Below are 21253 nucleotides of genomic sequence, written 5' to 3'. Positions count from 1 at the left end.
GCGAGATGGGTTCCGACGAGTTCATGAGGCACATCATCGGGAAGTACTTCAAGTATCAGGAGTACGACAACGTTAAGTGGGCCGAGGAGTTCCGCGGCGAGCGCGACAAGGTCGTCGTGCACATCCCCGCACGTACCGGGTCCACCCGCCTGAAGAACAAGAACGTCGCCATGCTGGGCGGCAAGCCGCTGATCGCCTACACCATCACCATGGCGAAGGCCATGGGCGTGGACCGGATCATCGTCAGCACAGATGGCCGGGATTACGCCGACCTGGCGGAATCCCTGGGGGCGGAAGTTCCCTTCCTCAGGCCCAAGGAGCTGTCCGGCGACAACGTGAGCCCATATTATTCCCGATTTTTCACGATCCGACATCTGATGGACGAGGAATACCCCCTAAAGGCCATCATCGACATGTATCCGGTCAATCCGTTCCGCAACCTGGGGGGCATGAAGCAGTGCCTTGAAAAGCTCAGGAAATCGGGTTTCTGCGCCACCTGCGTCGCGCCATCGCGCCGGTTCGACAATTACTATTACAAGGGCACGCGGCTGTCCTCGATGGTCGACCTGTCCGCGTTCGCGAACAAGGTGCCGGTGAAGATCGTTTCGAGTTTCAGCGGGTGTTGGGTCAACATGAGCGAAATCCTCTATTATGACTTCCAGTTGGCGAACAATCCCTTCGAACTTCTCGACCTCGACACCGAGTCAGACTTCCGGTGCGCGGAAATGGTGGTTTCCAAGGGATTATACGACTTCGGGGTGGAGATATGAAGTACGCGTACATGTCTGTCGGACAATGGGACGCCGTGGAGCAGGACCTGGTGGCCGCTCCCGAGACGAGGGAGTCCATTCTTATGGAGACGGTCAGGGCCATCGACGGATGTCCCGGGGCCAGGTTGTGCGGGGTGCTGGCGGCGGTCCTGTTCAAGATGCCCCGCTGGCTCGACGTGCCCATCCACTGGACGGAATTGGGGGAAAGAAAGGAAGGAGAGGCCGTGATCATCGCCGAACGAATCGATGCAAGGGACCTCCGGCCCGACGAGTGGATCGTCGTCGTGCGTCCGCTCCAGAGCATCGTTTCCCGCGCCCGTCTCGAACGCTTTGCGGAGACCCTCGACACGCTGCCCGCCGATTGCGCCCATGCGGTGTCGACCCTGCCGCTGCCGAGCGTCGCCAATCCCTTCTGGAACGCGCATTTTTTCGAACTGGGCCGGTTTTCCCACACGGGGTGGCGCATGCCGGCCCGCTCGTCGTGGCAGTTCGACAACATTGACACCCTCTGCCCCGAACTACGGGAAACCATGAAGGGAATCGACGCCCCCGGCAGCCAGTTCCTACCAGACCTGCACATAAACGACGAGACGCTCTACGCGTTCAGGGCCGAACTCCTGGCGCAGGGCCGCGGCCTCGTGTTGCCCGAGCCGACGCCGGTTGCGGCCGCGGTCGGCGACACCATGGCGGAAAGGCTGTACTGCCAGTCCGCTCCGGTTTTCCTGCTCGACAAGAACCGAGAGTTCGACCTCTCGACCTTCGACAACCTGTGGACCGCCCCCGGGAAACAGTAACTCACATGTGCGGCATTTTCGGAATACACAACATCAACGGCCTGGATGAGGGAGCGTGCGGACGCGTGACGGATGGTCTGTTCCGAGCCCTGCGCCATCGCGGCCCAGATGCTAACGGCGTCCGCTATTTTTCGCAGGGGCTGGTGCCCTCTCCCCGCCCACAGGGCGACACGCGCCTCGTCCTGGGACACACCCGGCTCGCCATCATCGACCTGACGCCCGGCGGAGCGCAGCCCATGGCGAGCCGCGACGGCCGCCATCACCTGACCTACAACGGCGAAATTTACAACTACGTCGAACTACGCGAGGAACTCGAATCCCTTGGCCACACATTTGAGAGCACTTCCGACTCCGAGGTGCTGCTCCAGGCCTACATGCAGTGGGGACCGGATTGCCTGACCCGATTCAACGGCATGTTCAGTTTCGCCATCGCCGACCTTGAGCGGCGCATCCTGTTCTGCGCCCGCGATCGTTTCGGGATCAAGCCGTTCTACTACGCCGCAACTTCGAGCGGGTTCCGGTTCGCCTCCGAACTCCCTGCGCTGCTGCGATTCCCCGGCGTCCCGCGTGACCTGGACCCGCAACGGGTCTTCAACTTCCTCGCGCACGGCTCCATCGAGCCCAACGACGCCACCCTGTTCCGCTCGGTCAGGCAGCTTCCTCCCGCCCAAAGCCTCAAAGTCAGCCTCGACTCGGGCCTAGTTTCGGAGCCGGTTCCCTATTGGGGCATCGACCTGGAGCGGCGTAGCGCCCTCTCCTTCGCAGACGCGGCGGAGCGGCTGCGCGAGTTGTTCCTCGACTCGGTCCGCCTGCATCTCCGCAGCGACGCGCCCCTGGGTGTGGCTTTGTCCGGCGGGATCGACTCCTCGTCCATCGCCTGTTGCGTCCGCCACCTAGAGCCGGGACGGGAGTTCCATTCCTTCAGCTACGTGGCTGACGATCCGGCCATTTCCGAGGCCGAATGGGTGGCCATGGCCAACGGCCGGGCCCGGTTCGTCAATCACGTCACCGGTGCCAGCTTCGGCGAGCTGCTCGACGACCTACCCGTGCTGGTCGAGCGGCTGGGCGAACCGTTCAACGGCACGTCGATCTACGCCCAGTACCGCATGTTCCGGCTAGCCCGTCGGTGCGGCGTGAAGGTCGTCTTGGAGGGGCAAGGGGCCGACGAGTTGCTCGCGGGTTACGACGGGTTCTGCATGCAGCGGGCCGTCGGTCTCGCGCGTCGCGGCCGCGTCCTCCAGGCCGCCGAGTTCCTGTTCAGGGCATCGAAATGGCCCGCCCGGAGCTTCCCGCGCCTCATGAGGCGGACGGCAAACGAACTGCTCGGGAGGACCGGAACGTCTCCCGTCTCCGTCGCCCTCTTCGACCGGCGGAAGCTGGGAGAACTGGCTGTATCTGTTGCGCCGCCGTTTCGCGGACCCCATTCCCACCCGGATCTCGTCCGGACGACCCTTGCGAATTTCGTGTCTTGGGAGAACCTGCCCAACCTGTTGCGGCACGGCGACCGGAACGCCATGACCTTTTCCATAGAAAACAGGGTGCCTTTCCTGACGGCGGAACTGGCGGAGTTCCTGTTCTCTTTGCCCGAGGAATACCTGATCGACGGACAGGGGCGCAGCAAGGCCGTGCTCCGGGAGGCCATGCGCGGCATCGTCCCCGACGGGATCGTCGACCGGCGGGACAAAATCGGATTCGCCACCCCGGAACGGGACTGGCTGTCGAGGTGCCTGGGCCAGGTCAAGGAACGCATCGGGAGCGCCGACCTGGGGATGATCGACCGGGACAGCGCCCTGTTGCTGGCGGAAATGCGGGAACCGGCCGATTCGGCGAGGCTGTGGAGGCTGCTCAACTACCTGTTGTGGCTTGAAATTTTTGGCATCCGGCCCTGCTGAGGCGGGTCCGGCAGTCCGGGGGCGGAAAATATCCCTACCGGCCGTTGTGAAAGAATGTTCTGCTGCCGAACATACCGCTCGTTCGCGAGCAAGAGGACATACCTTATGGATATCAAAGGAAAGACGTTTCTTGTGGTCGGCGGTGCCGGTTTCATCGGCTCGCATCTGGTCGATCTTCTCACCCGCGAGGACGTGGCGGAAATCCGCGTTTTCGACAACTTCACCCGGGGCTCGGAGGAGAACCTGGCCGGTGCGCTGAGGGACCCACGCGTCAAGATCTTCCCGCTCGGCGGGGAGCTAATGCACCGCGACATCCTCGACGCGGCCATGAAGAGCGTCGACGGCGTGTTCCACCTCGCCGCGTTGTGGCTCCGCCACTGCTACGACTTTCCTCGTTCTGCCTTCGATGTGAACATTGGCGGCACGTTCAACGTGCTGGAGGCCATGCTCAACAACGGTGTGAAGAAGCTAGTCTACTCCTCCTCGGCCTCCGTGTACGGCGACGCTGTGCAGGAACCCATGACCGAGGACCATCCCTTAAACAACGACAATTTCTACGGAGCGACGAAGATCGCGGGCGAGGCCATGTGCCACTCCCTTTACCACCGCTACAAGACCACGGACAAGGCGTTCGACTTCGCGGGGCTCCGGTACATGAACGTGTACGGCCCGAGGCAGGACTACATGGGCCAGTACATCGCGGTGATCATGAAGATCCTCGACAACCTCGACGCGGGCAAGGCCCCGGTCGTCTACGGCGACGGTTCCCAGTCCTACGACTTCGTTTACGTTGGAGACTGCGCCCGCGCCAACCTGCTCGCCATGCAGTCCGACGCGACCGACGCCTTCTACAACGTCGGCACCGGCATCAAAACCAGCATTAAGGAATTAACCGAAATGATTCTGGACATCCGCGACTCGAAGCAGGAAATCAAGTTCCTGCCCGGCGGCCTGACCTTCGTGAAGAACCGCGTCGGCTGCCCCGAAAAGGCGATCAGGGAGATCGGCTTCAAAGCGGAAGTCCCGTTGGCTCAGGGTTTGCGAGCCCTCATCGAATGGCGTCAAAACCACAAGGAAGCGGTCGAAGCGCGCAAACGAAAGATCAGTGAGTAGTCGGATGGATCATTCAAAGGAACTTCTCAAAAACGAATGCATCCGCTATCTTCTCAATGAATGCAGCGCGTTGAGGCGAACCGTGCGCCAGCTGCTCGCCGAGTCGGCCGGACACGGTGCCTTTGTCGAGCAAACCGCCGAGTCCTTCGACACCCAGTGGGACCAGCTCAATACCGGAGACTTCCTGGCCACGGACACGGCGATCTCGTCGCCCATACGGGACTGGACGCCGACTGGTTCAAGGGGAAGAGGGTCTTGGACGCCGTGGCGGCTCAGGGCAACGTGCTCCAGGGACTGCCGTTCGAGGAGGAGTCCTTCGATTACGTATGGCCCTTCGGGGTGCTGCACCACACCGGGAACACCCGGCTCGGGGTCAAGGCCCTTGGCCGGCTGATCAGGCCGGGAGGCGGCATGTTCCTGATGCTCTACGGCGAGCCCCGGACCATCGACGAGTTCCGCGAGGCCAACATGTACGCCACGCACCGCTTCGCCACGATGTCCACGTCCCTTTCGGAAAAAATGGAGTACTGCCGCGAGCATATCCCCGAAGGGGCGGTGCACGGCTGGTTCGACGCCATCTCGCCGACCATCAACGACCTCCACACCTTCGAGGAGGTCGCCGGCTGGCTGATCTCGGGTTCGGCGGCATCAAGCGGACCACGCCGAACCGCAACCTCCACCTGACGGCCTGGAGGGTGAGCGCCGGGCTGATCCGTCGGATTGTCCGGCCCGTCCGTCCGTTGTCGCTGATGCGGGGTGGAGCAACGGCTTGATGATTTGCACCGTGAATGAAGGATGTTGCCGGGCTGACAGGGATGGGCTCAGCGCCCGATCCCGGCCGCCTGGCGATCGCAGTAAATGAGTAGCCCGAAGGTCGGTGGCAAGAATGATGCGTCTCTCATGCGGGAAGAGTGTCCCCTCCGGGGAATTGGTCCGGGCGGCACGGGAGTCGTCGCTCGGCGGCGAGCTTCTGCTGTGCCCGGAGGCGGCTCCGTTGCATCCGACCAGCATCGCCGCGTTTTTCGGCTCGCTGAAGCCGGACACCGTGAACTATTTCGTGCCGGTTATCCCGGTGAGTTCCGAACTCGGGCTTCCAAAATACGACCCGCTCATGATCTGGGTGCCGGACCATGTCTCCGTCCCCCGCGAGGAACTGCTGAAGCGTCCCTTCGCGCCGCTTCGTCTGGGCCGAGAGGCCGGGGTGGTGTTCCACCGGGTGGAGGGCGCGAGCATGACGGAGCAGGAGCATTACTTCGTCGACCATTTCGGTTCGGTGAGCGCCCGGCCGGTGCAGGTCAGTGTCGTGGTATCCAACAGGTGCAACCTATCGTGCGTGATGTGCCCCTACCACGGGAAGAAGGCCCGGAGCACCCACGCCAGGGATTATTTCTCCAGGCCCGAGTTCATGGATCGCGACCTGCTGTTCTCCATCGCCGGGAACGTGGGACGCCTGGGCGCGCCGGTCAAGGTGGGCAACATCGAGGAACCCCTGCTGCACCCGGACATGGCGGAGTTCATCCGCCGGGCCAGGGAGGCCGGGAGTCCTTCGGCGCACATCACGACCAACGGCGTCCTACTGACGGAGGAGCGGGCCGACGCCCTCCTGGACGCCGGTTTGACGAGCATTTACATCAGCCTGGACGCGGCCCTTCCGGACACCTATGCGCGCATCAGGGGCGGCGACCTGGCCAAAGTCGAGTCCCAGGTGCTGTCGTTCATCGAGAAGGCGAAGCGGCGCTCGCCCGACTTCGCGGTCTTCACCTCCTGCGTCCTGAACGACGGCCTGGACCGGGACGAGGTGGAGCGGTTTGCCGAAAAGTGGTGCGCCTCGTCCGACGGCGCCATCTTCTACAACCTGGGGACCTACAACGGCGGCAGCACCTCCTTTTCCTCCATACACGCCGTGGCCCAGAACAAGATCCAGGAATCCGGCAAACGCTGGCCCTGCCTCAACCCGTGGCAGGAGATATACATCCTGCCGGACGGGCAGTGCCTCTACTGTTGTGAGACCCTTTCACGGCTGGCTCACACCTCCCTGCAAAGCATGGGCGACGTGCCTGAAACCCCGCTTTCCGAAATCTGGCTGGGGAAGCCGTTCAGTGACCTGCGTCGCGCCCTCATCCGCAACGACCTCGGGCAGTGGCCCGCGTGCGACAAGTGCAACATATGGATGGCCCACGTGGCTGAAACGGAAGACAAGCCGACCGGCAAGGTCGTCCGCAATATGATCACGGAGATCAGGTACGCCCGATGATGCAGTTCCCCCCGCTCGACGTCCTGAAAGGGCTGGCCGACTCGGACTACGACAAGGAATTCATGGAAATGGAGTTCGGCCCGGGTCTGGACTACTATCTCGGCAGACTGGACCGGCTCATGTTCGAGGGCTCGTCCGTGCTCGACGCGGGATGCGGGATGGGCCAGTGGGGCATCGCCCTTTCGCGGCGGTTCGACACGGTGCATGGCGTCGAGATCAACACGCCCCGCCTGGAGAAGGCCCGCCGGATAGCCAACATGGCCGGCGCCCGCAACATGCATTTTCTCCATTCCTCCATCGAGAGCCTGCCCTTTGCCGACGGATCGTTCGACGCCGTCTTCTGCTACGGGGTTATCATGTTCGTGAACGTCGGCAGGGCGTTGGCCGAGTTCTCCCGGGTGCTGAGGCCCGGCGGCCGCGTGTACTGCTGCCTGAACGCCGACGGCTGGAGCCATTACCTGGCGGACGTGATGAGCCGGGAGAAACCCCACATCCGGAAAGCCGGCCTGGACACCCTCTACGTGACGTACTGGCACCGGGCCTTCGCCGGGGGGCTTCACGACTCCCTCAGGCTGCTCAATCCCGTCATGGCCCTGCTTCCCTTCACCGGGCGGCCCGAGGAGCAGACCGCCCTGGCGCTACTCACCTCGACGTCCCAGGGGCTGGAGCTAGTCCGGTCCGTCCAGGAGACGTGCGGCGAGGAGTACGCGGCGCGCCTCGCGTACGACGCGGCCACGTGCGTGGCCGACTCCCAGCACCTCGAACGGACGCTCCAGACCGCCCGCGCCTACATGCCCGCAGAATTCGAGGCCCTTGCCGACCGGGCCGGACTGGCGGATTTCCAATGGCACGGGGAAGGGCTTCTGGTGGCGGACTGGAAGATTCCGCGCCTGGAGCCGAAGTACCCGCACCTTCACGACGGCAGGCTGTCCGTGTGGGAGTGCACCCTGACCAAGCCGGAAACCTGTTGGGCCGAACCGAGCACATCATATTTCATCGAGCGCGCTAGGTCCGCCGCCGACAACCCTGCGTACGTGGAGCGTTCGCGCAGGGCCGTCCTGGCCAACGGCAACCAACGGCACATGCCGTGGCGGCTATACGACGAAGCCATGTTCCGCGCCCGGTGCGCCGGGGACGGCTATCTCGAAGCCCTCGCTCGGAGCCTGGCCGAATCCGCCCCCGGCGAGGAGGGGGCCTTCGTCTCGATTCTCGAATTCGTGCAGCGGGCCGTGTATCGCGATCCCATCTGCCAGCCCGTGGACGAGGTCGGCGATCCGGCCTCCCCACTCTGCACCCTGTTCGTCGGACGCGGCCGGTGCGGCCACGTGTCGCGGCTGCTCATCGAGCTGTGCCGCCTCGCGGGGATCGCTGGACGGTTGCTGCAACTGCACAACCACGTGGCGGCGGAGGTGCTAGTCGACGGCAGGTGGGTGATCGCGGACGCGGACGCCTTCAAGAACGGCGTCGTGCCCAGGACTCCGGCCGGGACCCTGCCGACGCTGGACGACGTGCGGCGCGAACCGTGGCTCATCGACCGCTTTCCGCCGACCGGCTGGATGACCCTGCCCGGCGACGCCCCGTCGAGAGGGGTGTTCGGCAGCGAGGTGCGCGGATACGTGGACGCCCTGCCCCCCGAGCGGCGGGGAGCCGTGTCCGGCAGCTACACGCCGGAGTCCGGGAGCCTTCTTCCGTCGATGCCGCGAATAACCGCCTTCGGGCATGCGGGCGGCCGCCTGGAGCTGGCCTGGACCCCGTCGGTCCTCGCCGGGAACCCGCAGGACGCGGTCATCGGGTACCGGGCCGTCGTCCGCAATCGCTCCAGGGGATGGGAGTACGGCCGGATCGATCCCGCGCTCCGTTTCGACGAGGGCGACTCCCAAGGGGTCGTCCTTTCGGCTGAAACCGGGGAGTGCCGCGCGTCCTTCGACCTTCCGGAACGTGAAGCCGGTTCGTCGTTCCATGCCGAGGTCGTTCCGGTGACGCGCCGTTCGCGCCAGTACGGAACCTACCTGTGGCCCTCGCGCGAGGCGGTCCTGCAACGTCGTCGGGAGGATGAGGCATGAGCGGCGGCAAGGGAAAGGCGCGCGTCGCCCTGCTCGGCAACATCGCCAACAACGCGTGGAACATGACCTGCGAACTGCGCAGGCTGGGATACGAGGCGACGCTGTTTCTCGACGACAACGAACGGTTCGCGTTTTCGCAGCCCGTTTGGGAGGCCGTTTCCCTCCGGCTCGGCTATGAGGACGTCATGCGGCAGCGCCAGGGCCTCGAATACTGGGCCGGTCTTTCCCGCGAGCACCTGCCGGACAACGGCCATCTCCGCGCCACGGGAAACCTGCGCCGGGAGGCGAACGAGCCGCATTGGGCCTGGCTTGAGGAGCGCATTGCCTCCCTGTGCGCGGAATGGCCCGGGGAACAGGTCGCGCTGTTGCGGGGCGCGGCCAAGGGCTTTGCCGCCATCATCCGCGAGGCCTCCGGGTACGACACGATGATCGCCTTCGGCCTCAATGCGGCGATCTGCGCATACCTGGCGGGCATTCCCACGGCATATTTCACCTATGGCGGCGACATCCGCGTGGTCCTCGCCGACGCGGGCGGAACGGACCCGGTGGCCTCGGCGCTATTCCGGCGCATCCTGGAATCGCCCGCCTTCGTCATCGAGGCGTACGGCTGCGACGCCGAGATCCACGGGGTCCTGAAGCGGAACGGTCTGGTCCGCAAGTCCCGGTACGCCTTTCTGCCCAACATCAACCGCCCGCTGTTCTCCCGGGCGTCGGGCGCGAACCGGGCCCGGCGCGAGCTGGGCGTCCCGGAAGACGCGCTCGTGGCGTTCCTGCCGTCCAGGATCAACTACCGCTGGAAGGGGAGCGACCGGTTCCTGGAGGCGTTCGCCGACGTCTGCCTCCGGTTCCCGGAACTGCGGCTGGTGGTCGCGGGCTGGGGGGACGACTACGCCGCCGCCCGTGCGTTCATCGAAGCGCGGGGAATCTCGTCGCAGGTCCTCATCATGGACGGGGCGGTGAGCAAGCCCGTCCTTCGCGACTACATGTCCGCCGCCGACCTGGTCGTCGACCAGTTCGTGGTGGGGTCGCTCGGCTCGGTTTCCTTCGAGGCCATGTGCCTGGGGAAGCCGGTCCTGACCCACCTCGGCAATTTCAACCGGTTCGGCTACCCCTCCTGTCCCCCGGTCATCCAGGCGGAGAGCCGGGAGGAGATCGTACAGGCCCTGGAAAGGGCCTGTACGGACAGGGCGTGGCTTGAGTCCCGGGGCCGGGCCGCCGCGAAGTGGTACGGCGAGGTGTACTCCGAGGAGCGCCTCTCCCGCTCGGTGGATCTCCTGGCCGGACCGGGCCCGGACGCGTGGCTGGCCCTTGTCGAGGAGTGGGGCCGCGGGGAACGGGAGAAGACCTTCCCCGTCCCCGGCAGCGGGTCGTCCTTCACGGTCCGCCGCTGGCCCGCCCCGTACGTTGCCGGGCTAGCCTTCGCCAACGACTGCGAGTATTTTTCCTGGGAGCATTTCTGCGAGCTGCACCGGTGGCTGAACAACCGGGGGGTCGAGACGGCGTTCGGCGCGGGACTCGGCCTGCCCGTGTCCGACAGCCTGTGGTTCTTCAACGAAAACGAGGACGGCGGGTTCTCCCTGTTCCACGGGACGGATCACGAGAGGTACGGGGAGCACGCCGACGAACTCAGGGAGCTGGTCTCCCTCGGCATCCTGGACACCATCCACGCCTACGGCGGGTTCGACATCCGGGGCGGGTTCACCCGCGCCCATGCGCAGGCGGCCCTGAGGGAGCTGGAAGGGGTGGGCGTGCGCATGGAGGTCTGGTCGAACCACGGCAACACGAACAACCGCCAGAATATCGGCGGACTGTGGCCCAATCCCTACCAGGCGGGGGATCTACCGGGCAGCCCGGCGTACCATGCCGACCTCCTCGAAAGGGCCGGGGTCCGCTTCTACTGGCTGGACGGTTTCTGCACGAACAAGTTCTGCCTGGGCGTCCGGGACGGGAGCGGGTACCGCGACGACCTCGCCTGCGACGACCCGGACGACGTCTGGGGCAACCGGCTGCTGGTGCATGACACCCTCCGCGACGGTCGGCGGGTTCTCGGCTTCAGGCGCTTCAGGGGGCTCCGGCCCCAGGCTCCCGACGTCCGGAGCCTGGGGCGGCAGCTTTCGGAAAGCAACCTGGCCCATCTCGAAGACCTGGGGGGCGGCATCGTCGTCTACCAGCACATGGGATGCGACAGGACGGCGGAAGGCGCGGCCGTGTGCTGCGCGACGGAGTGTTTTCCCGACGACGCCGTCGAGGGCATGGAGCGTCTCGCCCGCCGCTATCACGAAGGGCGCATCTGGGTCGCGCCGCTCTCCCGGTTCCTGGCGTATCAGGCCATGTGCGAGGATCTCAGGATCGATACCGAACCCGCCGGGGCCGGGATTCGTCTTGTGCTGTCGGGAGCCCGCCTCGACCTTAGGCCGAAGGACTGCCAGGGCCTGAGCATCTGCATGACAGGCCCGGACCCGGTCGCAGAAATGGTGTGCCTCGACGGCGACGGCCGGAGGACGCGGCTTTCCCACGAAGTCCGCTTCGGGAAGGACGGTTTGCGAACGCTGGTGGTGCCCCTGGAAGAATTCCCCGACTACCCGTTTTAACCTGCAAGGTTGGCAAGGATCATGGATTACGACGTTATTTTGGTCTACCCCCCGATCATGAAGAACTTCCGTGCCACGGACCCGCCCTTCGGCGTGATGTACCTTGGGCGGATACTTAAGGACGCCGGATTACGCGTGCGCCTGCTGGACCTGAACGTCCATCGTCCGCCACAGGAGGAGGTCGAGGACTTCTTCAGAAAGAACACGGCGAAGATCGTCGGCTTCAGCGGCATGACGACAGTCTATTACTACATCAAATGGCTATGCGACGTGGTCCGCAGACACCAGCCCGAAGCGCGCCTTATCGGCGGCGGCAGTTTTGCCACCCCTTGCCCGGACGTGGTGCTCAAGTACCTTCCCCTGGATGTGGTCATGGTCGGCGAGGGCGAGGTGAGCATCGTTGAGCTGTGCAACGCCCTGATCTCAGGGGGCTCCCTCGAGGGAATCCCCAACGTGGCCTGGATGAAAGGCGACGAGTTCGTGCAGGGCCCGGCCCGGCGCATGGAGAACCTGGATGACGTGCCGTTTCCGGGCTACGACCTCGTTGACATGGACTATTACGTCAATGCCACCGCCAAGCGCCCGTCGCTGCTGAGCTACTGCGACCAGCGGGGGATTCCCCACTCCGACGTGAGCAACTACTTCATCATGTTCTCCCGGCGGGGTTGCCCCTTCAAGTGCAGCTTCTGCTACCGCAACTACGGCAACAAGGTCACCGTGCACAGCGTCGATTACGTCGTCGAGCACATCAAGTACGTCCGCAAGCGGTTCAACGTGAACAACATCGCTTTCTACGACGAGACGTTCAACGCAAACCGGAAATGGCTGTTCGACTTCTGCCGCACGGCCAGGAAGGAGCTTCCGGACACCTATTTCTGGGTGGGCGGCGCGCGCGCCGACCTGCTCGACAGGGAAGTGATCGAGGAGATGAACAACTCCAACTTCTATGAGATCTCCATCGGCGTGGAGTCGTTCGACGACCGCATCCTGGAGGAGATGGGCAAGGGAGTGACCTCGGAGCAGCTGTTCAACGCCCTGTCGCTGCTGAAGGAATACGGGATGGCCCCCTCGTACATGGGCCTCCTCTACGGGTTCCCCGGCGACGACGCCAAATCGCTGCGAAAGACCATCGAGGCCGCGAAGCGGCTCGGCATCCCCGGGTATTTCCAGTATCCGCTCCCGTTCCCCGGAACGAGGCTCTACAAAAGCCTACGCGCCAAAGGAATGCTGCAGGACGAGGAGGGGTTCATGCTCCAGCTGCGCGACGCCATGACCCAGAGCCTGTGGGTGAACCTGAGCCGTTTCCCAGACGAGGACCTGAGGGCGATGGTGGAAAAGGCCAACGAAGAAGTGCAAAACGTCGGACGGTGAGCGCGACATGAGCAGGATACTCGGTACGATCAAAAGGAAATTGTCCAGATGGGCCCTGGTCGCCGCGTGCGGCCCCATTGGCGTCGGCTTCGTCATCGCGGCCGCCGTGTCCCGGTTCTCGAAGCGGAGCGTCGACGTCGGCCTCGGGCCGGAGCCCATGATCAACAACATCTACCACAGGAAGGCCCTCCGGCAGATGGGGTACACCGTGGAGACGTTCGTCAGCCACGTCTACTACATCACTGAGGACTTCGACGTGAAGTGCCTCCGCAAGAACCTGACCCTGGCCTCCATGGAGCTGATGCTCAAGGTGCTCTTCCGGTACCGGTGCATCTACATCTATTTCAACGGAGGTCCCCTGGCGTGGTCGCCCCTGAAGCGCCTTGAGCCGTACCTGTACAAGCTGGCGGGGATCAAGGTGCTCGTCATGCCCTACGGCGGCGACGTGGACGACATGACGCGGTGCCCGAACTACGCCTTCCGACACGCGCTAGTTTCCGACTACCCGTTGTTCCAGAAAACGCGCCGGCCGCACATCGTCCGACAGATCGAGCGGTGGACCGAGCATGCGGACATCGTTCTTTCCGGCTGCGACTGGGTGGACTACACCTACCACTGGGACGTCCTGACCCTGGCCCATTTCTCCATCGACACGACGGGGACCAGGGCGGAGTTCAACTCGGGACGGCACGACGGCCCCATCCGCATACTGCACGCCCCGAACCATCAGATGATCAAGGGGACCAAGTATTTCGAGAAGGCCATCCGGGAGTTGCGCGACGAGGGCGTCGACGTGGAGTTGGTCGTGGTCTCCAAGGTGCCAAACGAGGAGATCAAGCGGCTGATCGCCGAATGCGACGTCGTCGCCGACCAGCTCGTGGTGGGCTGGTACGCCATGTTCGCCTTGGAGGGCATGGCGGCCGGCCGGCCGGTGCTGTGCTATCTGCGGCCGGAGCTGGTGGATCTCTACACCTTCGCGGGGCTGGTGGAGCCCGATGAGATCCCCATCGTCCAGTGCTCGTACCGGGACGTCAAGGAGACGGTCCGCTCCCTTGTGGAGAACAGGGCGGAGCTGGCGGAGATCGGCCGGAAGTCCAGGGGATACGCCGAAAAGCATCACTCCACGGAAGCTATCGGCGCACTGTTCGACCGCCTCAACAGGCAAATGGGAATAGAACCAAGTGGTCGCTAAGGGCTGGAGAATACTGCACCTCCCCACGGAAGTTGGGGGCAACGGCTACGGGCTGTCGCGCGGGGAGCGCGCCCACGGGCTGCGCTCCGACGTTCTGGTGGCCTTCGGCAGTTCGTTCGGGTTTCCCGCCGACAGGACCCTGTACACGGGCCCATCGGCCAACCGGCTCGTCTACTGGGGTCGGCGGCTCAATCTTGTCAGGGAGTTCCTCGGGCTTCGCGACGCCTACGACGTCTACCACTTCAATTTCGCGACGACACTGCTCGATCCGCACGGGACCGGCAACCTCGCCGACCTTCCTTTCTACGGACGGGACAGCCTCAAGGTTTTCACCTTCAACGGGTGCGACGCCCGCCAGAAGTATCCCACCATGCGGCGGTGCGATTACTCCGCCTGCCACCAAGAGGATTGCTACGGCGGCGTCTGCAACGACGGGAAGCGGGATGCGCACCGGGCCCGTCGGATACGCAAGGTTGACCGGTACGCGGACCTCATTTTCGCCTTGAATCCCGACCTGTTCTGGACCCTACCGGAACGGACCGAGTTCCTCCCCTACACCATCTCCACTTGGGACCGACTCGCGGAGCGGACGCCCGCCGCGTCCGGACCGCTACACGTCGTCCACGCGCCGTCGAACAGGGCGTGCAAGGGAAGCGGGGCGGTGATCGGCGTGATGGAGCGGTTGGCGCGCGAGTCCGGTGGGCGGATACGCTTCACGCTGGTCGAGAACATTTCCAACGACGAGGCGCTCAGAATCTACGCGCGGGCGGACCTGCTCATCGATCAGCTCTATGTCGGCTGGTACGGAGCCATCGCGGTGGAGGCAATGAAGATGGGCGTTCCCGTGCTTTCCTTCATCAGGGACGAGGACCTGCGTTTTATCCCTACTGGCATGGCCCGCGACTGCCGGGAGCTGTTCTCCCCGGTCACCGTGGATACGCTTGAGCCGGTGCTGCGCACGATTTTCGACACCCCCGGGGAGCTACGCCGCACCGCCGGGAAAGCGCTGGACTACGTCCACGCGTGGCACGACCCGGCCAAGGTCGCCAGGACGGTGCTGGACAGGTATGAAGCGGCCTTTGCCGCCAAGTCCGGGCGACAGCCGTACCGGTCAGAAGGAGTGTGAGCCATGTGTGGAATCGCAGCGATAATTTCCCGGACCGGCAGGCCGGTCAATCCGATGGCGCTAAAGGCCATGAACGACTCGTTGGCCCACCGGGGACCAGATGATTCTGGATACGCATTCCTAAACTCCAGTCCGGCCGGAAACGGGAAGGGCGGGAGCTACGCCGTGTTCACCGACCCCGCGTTCCGGCACCGGAACCAGCACATCGCGCCCTTTGGCGGCGATTTGTTCGCATCCCAGTTCGGGCGCATGGGGTACACCGTCGGGATGGCGCACCGGCGGCTGTCAATCATCGACCTCGCCCCCACCGGGCACCAGCCCATGCCGACGATGAACAACCGGTTCTGGATAGTCTACAACGGTGAAATCTATAACCACATCGAGTTGCGCAACGACCTGGAGTCCAACGGAAGAGTCTTTCAGGGCACGAGCGACACCGAGGTCCTGCTCCAACTCTGGGAGGAGTACGGCGAGGCCTGTATCCCCATGCTGAACGGCATGTTCGCGGCCCTGGTGGTCGACCTCGCCACGGGCGGCGCGACCCTGTTTCGGGACCGCCACGGCATCAAACCGGTCTACTACGCCGTGACCGACGATTACCTCCTCCTGGCCAGCGAGCCCAAGGGCATACTCCATTCCTGCCTGCTCGACGCCACCATCGACCACGTCGCGATGTGCGAATATTTCACGTTCCAGAATATCTATTCCGACCGAACTCTATTCCAAGGCATCCAGCTCTTAGAGCCGGGGCATACCCTGTCCCTCGACGTCGGCTCCGGCGAGGAGCCCGCGATCCGGCGCTACCACGACCGGAGCGCAACCGCCGTCGATCTCTCAGGTGATAGCTTCAAAAGCGTCTGCGAACGCGTTGCTGACGCGTTCGAACGGTGTATCCGCAGGCAGCTGGTGAGCGACGTTGAGGTCGGTGCTTACCTATCCGGCGGCATGGACAGCGGATCTATCGTAGCCGCGTCCTGCGCCCACATACCGCGAATGCACACATTCACCTGCGGATTCGATCTGTCGAACGTGTTCGGCATTGAGCAAGGTTTCGACGAGCGAAAAGAATCGGAAGCGCTGTCCCATCTCCTACAGACGGAGCACTACGAGGTCGTCCTCCATTCCGGCGACATGCAGGCGGCCCTGGAAAGGATCACATGGCACGTCGACGACCTACGGGTCGGCATGTGCCATCAGAATTGGTATGCGGCCAAACTCGCCAGTAAGTTCGTCAAGGTCTGTCTCTCCGGAACCGGCGGGGATGAGTTGTTCGCGGGATATCCGTGGCGCTATGAAAAGTGCTTCCAGTGGCAGGGGGAGAAACGCTTCGAGGATGCCTACTTCTCCTACTGGCACCGCCTCCTTCCGCCTAACGAACTAGGTTCCCTGTTCGCGCCTGGCATGGGGGACCTCCTTTACTCTGCCCGGGAGAGCTTCCAATCCGCGCTGGAACGCGCAAAGTCCGGCACTCCGAACCGCAGGTCGAACGAGGAGCTGTTCCAGCAAATCCTGAATTTCGAGTTCGATACCTTCCTGCACGGTCTCCTTACCATTGAGGACAAAATCAGCATGGCACACGGCATGGAGGTTCGGGTCCCGTTCCTCGACAATGAACTGGTCGACCTAGCAGCGGGCATCCCCGCCGAGTATAATCTCAAGATGAACGAAAATCGAGCCGAAAGGGGCGAGTTTCCATTCCTGACCACCGACGGGAAGCTGATCCTCCGGTGCGCCATGGAGCGCTACCTGCCGAATACATACACGCTGAAGCCGAAACAAGGGTTTTCGCCGCCGGACGAAAACTGGTACCGGGGCCCGACCATGGAGTACATCAGAAGCATCCTACTCGACAGGCAGACCACAAGCCGCCCGTGGTTCGACGCCGCCGTAGTCGAGGAAAAGCTCCAAGACCACTTCCACGGCTGGCACAACCGGAGGCTGCTCATTTGGTCGCTGCTGGTGTTCGAATGGTTGCAGCGCCACTATGTGGATAGGACCTATTCCCTATGACCGGCAGCGAAAAGAAGTAATGGTATGAACGTGCTCATTGTCGGCGGCACCGGATTTCTCGGCGCCCATCTATACGAGGAACTGGCCGGACGCGGCCACTCGGTCCGGTATACCGGGCGCTCCACTGGGGCAGTCCAAGGCTTCATCCATTGTGACATCACCAGAGGCGATCTGACCGTCCCGGAAGGTACGGACGTGGTCTACTACCTGTCGCAGGCGGAAAGCTATGCCAATTTCCCGGAGTCGGCTCCCGCTATTTTCGGCGTCAATACCCAGGGCGCGGTCAAGGCCGCCTCCTCGGCACTCAAGGCGAAATGCAAGGCGTTTTTTTACGCCTCGACGGGCAATGTCTATGCGCCTTCTTTCTTGCCGTCTACGGAAGACGCCCTATTGGACAGGAGCACGCCGTATGCCCTAAGCAAGCTGCAGGCCGAGGAGATTCTCGGCCTGATGGCATGTGAAACGATGCGGATCTGCTGCTTTCGGGTGTTCGGTCTGTACGGCTCCACGCAGACAACCAAACTTGCGGCCGTGCTCATGGACAAGGTACGGCGGAGCGAACCCATTAAGCTCGCGCCAACCCCGGAGGAACTCGCCTCAGGAGTCGGATACGACACCGGCGGCCTCGCGCTGTCCTGGCTTTGCATCAACGACGCGGCTGCCCAACTCGCCGACCTCGGCGGACAAGCGCTCGTAGGAGCGCGCCTTCCCCGTTGTCTGAATCTCGCCGGTCCGAAACCGCTTTCCTTGCGGGAACTGACCGGACTCATGGGCGCCAGCCTCGGCATGAAACCGATCTACGAAATCGAGGCGACGCCCAGAACGCGCGACTTTATCGCCGACGTAGGGTTGCTCAAGAAGATTCTGAAGCCAAAATACACCGCCCATGAGACGGCGATAGAGGTTTTCGTGCGCTGCCGAAAGGCTAGACGGAACGAATAGCCGCTACCGGGGCTGCCTAGCCACCCGCTCCAGGGTATCGATGACCCGGGCTATGTTCGTACCAGGATTAAGGTTCTCGCAAGCAAAGTCGTAGGCCGCCCTGCCCATCCGCTCCAGCTCACTACGGTCGGCCATCCGGGTCAAGGCCTCGGCGAGCCTTGGCACATCTCGCGGCGGGATCAGCATCCCATTTTTCCCGGGCTTGATGAAGGTTTGGCTGGAGCCCGTGGCTAGGACCGGCCGCCCCATGCTCAAGGATTCGATGACATCGCGACCCCACGGCTGGCCCGTGGCGTCCGGCCGAACAATTAGGTGGCACCGGCGCATCTCCTCCTCAGGCTGGTCCGTGAATCCTTCGAACGAAACGACGTCTCCCAGATTATTCACCGCGATCTCATCGATAACCGAGTCGAGGTATCCTTGATGAATCCCCACCGCGCCGCCGTAGATTCGTACCCGCACGTTGGCACTGCGCAGAGCATCCGCAGCACGCACGCAGGCACGAACCAATTCCAACTGCCCCTTGATTGGGGTGATGTGGGAAAATGCACCGTAGACAATCGGCTCCCCCTCGGGAAACGGCTCGTAGCGCAGGAGATTGGATGGGGAGTTGAAGATCGTGGTAACAGGAATGGAAAAAAGGCGGTCGGCCTGCTCCCCCTCCTCCGGCGAAATGGCGATGACCTCGTTGATGCGGGAGCGCATCAGTGCCTTCAACCCGGGAAGCGTCGGCGCGGGCTCCACGAGCACTTCTCTGGCATGGAGCACGGAGGGAAATGCCCCTAGCAGGGTGGATGTATGAAGGGTCGTATAGCTGTTGTAGTGAACCAGGTCGGGACCGAACGCGTTCACCTCGCCCACCAACCGCCGGAACTCGCCGAGCCGGGCCACGGTCCGCCAGACATTCTTCCAAAACGGGATCGGGCAGACGATAAGTCTGATGGGGAAATAGGGGATGTCGAAATAATGGACCTCGACTCCCATTGCGGAGAGTTCCTCCACCTTACGATTGGTCCGCGAAGGCTTCGCGGTGGTCATGATGCGCAGCGCGTGGCCTTTTTCAGCCAGAGCCCTAGAGAGCACGAACAGGCTCTTGGCGGCACCGCCGCTGTCGATGTCAGGCGTGATAGATACAATTTTCATAACTTCACCATGCGAATATTCATAGTTTATATTATGTTGATCAACATACTCACAACACAAAAAAATCATACTGAAAGAAAGATCACTATGAAAGGCGTCGCAAAAAATAGAAATTTTCGCACAATTAATAATAAAAACGCTTATTCAAGACTGATATAATTCATTAATCAGAAGCTATCAAAGATATTGTGAAGTCAGCTATCTCCAATATGCACTCGAATATAGGTCATTCCTTACGAATCCTATCAGAATTTCAAAGTGAATTGCAGCAAACTGCAAATGACTTGAACATAAGGGACTGGCCCATACCTCACTCAAGCCTTCAAGCTACTTGAACATGAAAAATCAAGCCGTCCACTAGACGGGTAGCCCGAGGCGGACAAATGCAGCACAAAGTGACCAATAGTTGTTCTCGTAGGCCTGCCAAGGAATGAATATCGCAAACTCCAAAAAGTGATCGCAAGAATCAAGTTGATTGGGCAGTTCTAGGCAAAGAAAGCTGCGCTTGCGGTATGATTTTTTAGGCCGCATCGGCGATAATCTCGGAGTAGCTTTGACTAGGGAAAAATGCATTTTATGCTGCGTCACTGCTTATTTCAATTTTCGAATAATTTTTGAATCATTTCAGCATATTTTCACATTTTCAAGCCTAAATGTTTATATAAATTTACTAGAATGTTCGAAATTCGAATTTATAAATATAAAAAAAGTAGTTTGCAAAAAAGCAAATGACTTCGTGCCACATATTTTTTTATATTCACAAAACACAATAATTAATAAATATCAGTAACTTTTTTAATTGAAAAGGTAAATTTCTATTATGGTACAAATTGCGCTACTAGGCTGCGGGCGAATCTCAAAACGACATTGTGAACTCCTTGGAAGCAGAAGCATTAAGGGCGCAAAATTAGCCGCAGTATGTGATGTACGCTCCAACCGCGCGGAAGCAGCAGGCAAACAATGGGGCGTACCATGGTTTACAGATCTTCACAAAATGATGCACTCTCTAGGTGATAATATTGATGCTGTAAGCATTCTCACCGAAAGTGGCAACCATGCCAGACATACGTTAGAGCTCGCTCCTTATCGCAAACATATCATTGTTGAAAAACCCATGGCCCTGACTCTCGATGATGCCGATGCCATGATTCATGCCTGTGATGTCAACGGTATCAAACTCTTCGTAATCAAACAAAACCGCTTTAACCTACCGGTTGTTAAACTCCGAGAAGCGTTGGAATCAGGAAGATTCGGCCGCCTAGTGATGGGAACCGTTCGTGTCCGGTGGTGCAGGACTCAGGCATACTACGATCAAGACACTTGGCGCGGAACATGGGCTTTAGACGGCGGCGTACTAGCAAATCAAGCGAGCCACCATTTAGACCTACTAGAATGGATAATGGGAGATGTGAAAAGCGTTTTTGCAAAAAGTAGAAGAGCGTTAGTGAATATTGAAGCCGAAGACACCGCAGTGGCAATTCTACAATTTCGCAACGGCGCGCTAGGAATTATAGAAGCCACTAACGCAACTCGGCCCAAAGATCTTGAGGGATCGTTGTCCGTCTTGGGAGAAAATGGAAACGTCGTTATTGGAGGATTCGCTGTCAATAAAATCGAAAGCTGGGCCTTCAACACCGCGCATCCAGATGATTCAAAAGTTTTAGAGCACTTTTCTGTCAATCCTCCCGATGTGTATGGGTTTGGCCATCGCAGTTACTATGAACATGTAATCAATTGCCTCAACGAAGATAGTCGGATGCTTGTAGACGGCTTGGAGGGGCGCCGTAGCCTTGAATTGATAACAGCCATCTACGAATCCATTGAAACAGGTAAAGAAGTTTTCCTCCGCTTTGCGCCAAATAAATGCAAACTTGGACTTCGCAACTAACACAAAAAATATTAATCCGAGCATAAAATAGTTAACATTCGTGGAAGAATTGTGTACATTCGGATCCATGCAAACCACCGATGCACGCAAGCTTCCGCCCAAGG

At 61.4% G+C, this 21253-nt stretch carries 15 protein-coding genes; 14 read left to right on the top strand and 1 reads right to left on the bottom strand.

Annotation, left to right across the window (positions count from 1 at the left end; all coding sequences use genetic code 11):
* Window positions 1-5: 5 nt before the first annotated feature.
* The 13 genes from H4684_RS15175 (at window position 6) to H4684_RS15115 (ending at window position 18118) form a co-directional block, all read left to right on the top strand.
* Window positions 6-770, top strand: coding sequence for a cytidylyltransferase domain-containing protein (locus tag H4684_RS15175; RefSeq protein ID WP_192624406.1), 765 nt, complete (start codon window positions 6-8; stop codon window positions 768-770).
* Window positions 767-1564, top strand: a complete 798-nt coding sequence (locus tag H4684_RS15170) for a hypothetical protein (protein WP_192624405.1) — start codon at window positions 767-769, stop codon at window positions 1562-1564. Before H4684_RS15175 ends, H4684_RS15170 begins: the two co-directional genes overlap by 4 nt.
* Before the next feature lie 5 nt (window positions 1565-1569).
* A complete protein-coding gene (gene asnB / locus H4684_RS15165) occupies window positions 1570-3456 on the top strand; it encodes an asparagine synthase (glutamine-hydrolyzing) (protein ID WP_192624404.1) in 1887 nt (628 codons plus the stop codon).
* Window positions 3457-3561: 105 nt separating this feature from the next.
* Complete coding sequence (locus H4684_RS15160; protein ID WP_192624403.1) at window positions 3562-4569, top strand: NAD-dependent epimerase/dehydratase family protein; 1008 nt, start codon at window positions 3562-3564, stop codon at window positions 4567-4569.
* 156 nt (window positions 4570-4725) lie between these two features.
* Complete coding sequence (locus H4684_RS15155) at window positions 4726-5253, top strand: class I SAM-dependent methyltransferase (RefSeq protein WP_318779649.1); 528 nt, start codon at window positions 4726-4728, stop codon at window positions 5251-5253.
* Between the two features lie 202 nt (window positions 5254-5455).
* The gene (locus H4684_RS15150; protein ID WP_192624401.1) at window positions 5456-6823 is read left to right on the top strand and encodes a radical SAM/SPASM domain-containing protein; all 1368 of its coding nucleotides are present in this window, start codon (window positions 5456-5458) and stop codon (window positions 6821-6823) included.
* Complete coding sequence (locus H4684_RS15145; RefSeq protein ID WP_192624400.1) at window positions 6820-8886, top strand: methyltransferase domain-containing protein; 2067 nt, start codon at window positions 6820-6822, stop codon at window positions 8884-8886. Before H4684_RS15150 ends, H4684_RS15145 begins: the two co-directional genes overlap by 4 nt.
* A gap of 185 nt (window positions 8887-9071) precedes the next feature.
* Window positions 9072-11477 (top strand): glycosyltransferase family 4 protein, encoded by a 2406-nt coding sequence (locus H4684_RS15140; protein WP_192624399.1) that lies wholly within the window; start codon window positions 9072-9074, stop codon window positions 11475-11477.
* Window positions 11478-11498: 21 nt separating this feature from the next.
* Window positions 11499-12848, top strand: coding sequence for a B12-binding domain-containing radical SAM protein (locus H4684_RS15135; protein ID WP_192624398.1), 1350 nt, complete (start codon window positions 11499-11501; stop codon window positions 12846-12848).
* A gap of 7 nt (window positions 12849-12855) precedes the next feature.
* Window positions 12856-14040: a glycosyltransferase family protein gene (locus tag H4684_RS15130; RefSeq protein ID WP_192624397.1), complete on the top strand. Its 1185-nt coding sequence runs from the start codon at window positions 12856-12858 to the stop codon at window positions 14038-14040.
* Entirely contained in the window at window positions 14030-15166 is a 1137-nt protein-coding gene (locus H4684_RS15125) for a glycosyltransferase family protein (protein WP_192624396.1), read from the top strand. Before H4684_RS15130 ends, H4684_RS15125 begins: the two co-directional genes overlap by 11 nt.
* 3 nt (window positions 15167-15169) lie before the next feature.
* Window positions 15170-17176 carry an asparagine synthase (glutamine-hydrolyzing) gene (asnB, locus tag H4684_RS15120; RefSeq protein ID WP_192624395.1) on the top strand — a complete coding sequence of 669 codons (2007 nt, stop codon included), beginning with the start codon at window positions 15170-15172 and terminating at the stop codon, window positions 17174-17176.
* A gap of 24 nt (window positions 17177-17200) precedes the next feature.
* The gene (locus H4684_RS15115) at window positions 17201-18118 is read left to right on the top strand and encodes an NAD-dependent epimerase/dehydratase family protein (protein WP_192624394.1); all 918 of its coding nucleotides are present in this window, start codon (window positions 17201-17203) and stop codon (window positions 18116-18118) included.
* Window positions 18119-18121: 3 nt separating this feature from the next.
* Here the strand turns inward: H4684_RS15115 and H4684_RS15110 are convergent, their stop codons facing one another.
* Window positions 18122-19261 carry a glycosyltransferase gene (locus H4684_RS15110; protein ID WP_192624393.1) on the bottom strand — a complete coding sequence of 380 codons (1140 nt, stop codon included), beginning with the start codon at window positions 19259-19261 and terminating at the stop codon, window positions 18122-18124.
* Window positions 19262-20081: 820 nt separating this feature from the next.
* Here H4684_RS15110 and H4684_RS15105 point away from each other — a divergent pair.
* Entirely contained in the window at window positions 20082-21149 is a 1068-nt protein-coding gene (locus H4684_RS15105; RefSeq protein ID WP_192624392.1) for a Gfo/Idh/MocA family protein, read from the top strand.
* Window positions 21150-21253: the final 104 nt, after the last annotated feature.

Source organism: Desulfomicrobium macestii (assembly GCF_014873765.1).
Taxonomy (GTDB): Bacteria; Desulfobacterota; Desulfovibrionia; order Desulfovibrionales; family Desulfomicrobiaceae; genus Desulfomicrobium; species Desulfomicrobium macestii.
This window is presented reverse-complemented; position numbering and strand designations above follow the sequence as displayed.

Excerpts from the sequence above, each read along its gene's own strand:
- H4684_RS15175 (WP_192624406.1), top strand. The coding sequence starts at position 6 with ATGGGTTCCGACGAGTTCATGAGGCACATCATCGGGAAGTACTTCAAG.
- H4684_RS15170 (WP_192624405.1), top strand. The coding sequence starts at position 767 with ATGAAGTACGCGTACATGTCTGTCGGACAATGGGACGCCGTGGAGCAG.
- asnB (WP_192624404.1), top strand. The coding sequence starts at position 1,570 with ATGTGCGGCATTTTCGGAATACACAACATCAACGGCCTGGATGAGGGA.
- H4684_RS15160 (WP_192624403.1), top strand. The coding sequence starts at position 3,562 with ATGGATATCAAAGGAAAGACGTTTCTTGTGGTCGGCGGTGCCGGTTTC.
- H4684_RS15150 (WP_192624401.1), top strand. The coding sequence starts at position 5,456 with ATGATGCGTCTCTCATGCGGGAAGAGTGTCCCCTCCGGGGAATTGGTC.
- H4684_RS15145 (WP_192624400.1), top strand. The coding sequence starts at position 6,820 with ATGATGCAGTTCCCCCCGCTCGACGTCCTGAAAGGGCTGGCCGACTCG.
- H4684_RS15140 (WP_192624399.1), top strand. The coding sequence starts at position 9,072 with ATGCGGCAGCGCCAGGGCCTCGAATACTGGGCCGGTCTTTCCCGCGAG.
- H4684_RS15135 (WP_192624398.1), top strand. The coding sequence starts at position 11,499 with ATGGATTACGACGTTATTTTGGTCTACCCCCCGATCATGAAGAACTTC.
- H4684_RS15130 (WP_192624397.1), top strand. The coding sequence starts at position 12,856 with ATGAGCAGGATACTCGGTACGATCAAAAGGAAATTGTCCAGATGGGCC.
- asnB (WP_192624395.1), top strand. The coding sequence starts at position 15,170 with ATGTGTGGAATCGCAGCGATAATTTCCCGGACCGGCAGGCCGGTCAAT.
- H4684_RS15115 (WP_192624394.1), top strand. The coding sequence starts at position 17,201 with ATGAACGTGCTCATTGTCGGCGGCACCGGATTTCTCGGCGCCCATCTA.
- H4684_RS15110 (WP_192624393.1), bottom strand. The coding sequence starts at position 19,261 with ATGAAAATTGTATCTATCACGCCTGACATCGACAGCGGCGGTGCCGCC.
- H4684_RS15105 (WP_192624392.1), top strand. The coding sequence starts at position 20,082 with ATGGTACAAATTGCGCTACTAGGCTGCGGGCGAATCTCAAAACGACAT.